Source organism: Mesorhizobium sp. M2E.F.Ca.ET.209.01.1.1 (genome assembly GCF_004010375.2).
Classification (GTDB): Bacteria; Pseudomonadota; Alphaproteobacteria; order Rhizobiales; family Rhizobiaceae; genus Mesorhizobium.
Window position 1 is genome coordinate 1 of the sequence record NZ_SADP02000240.1, and the last position, 419, is coordinate 419.

Annotated in this window: 1 protein-coding gene; it reads left to right on the top strand. The window is 59.2% G+C overall.

Annotated elements, in window-relative coordinates; translation table 11 throughout:
* Nucleotides 1-27: 27 nt before the first annotated feature.
* Nucleotides 28-417 (top strand): type II toxin-antitoxin system VapC family toxin, encoded by a 390-nt coding sequence (locus EN852_RS35465; protein WP_127229518.1) that lies wholly within the window; start codon nucleotides 28-30, stop codon nucleotides 415-417.
* The last annotated feature ends 2 nt before the right edge of the window (nucleotides 418-419 follow it).

A 419-nucleotide genomic window follows, 5' to 3' on the forward strand; every position in this document is an offset into this window, starting at 1 on the left:
GGGTGCTCGCCGAAGCACGGCGGCGCTATGCTCGCAATTGATACGAATGTTATCGTTCGCTACCTGACTAACGATCATCCCGAGCAGTCCGCCCGCGCCAAGCGGTTGATCGACGGCCAACCAGTCTTTGCGACCGTCACGGTGATTCTGGAAACCGAATGGGTACTGCGCAGCGCATACGGCCATGACAAGGCCGACGTCATCAGGGCGCTGCGGAACTTCGGCGGGCTTCCCACCGTGGAGATCGAAGACGCCCCCGTCGTCGCTTCCGCGCTTGATCTGGCCGATGCCGGGATTGATTTCGCGGATGCGCTGCATCTTGGCAAATCAGCTCATTGTAGCGGCTTTGCAACCTTTGACCGCAATTTTGTAAAGGCTGCAAAAGCGGCTGGATCTGAACGTGTGCGGGAGGCATGAGG

Coding starts and splice junctions, on each gene's coding strand:
- EN852_RS35465 (WP_127229518.1), top strand. CDS start 28: ATGCTCGCAATTGATACGAATGTTATCGTTCGCTACCTGACTAACGAT.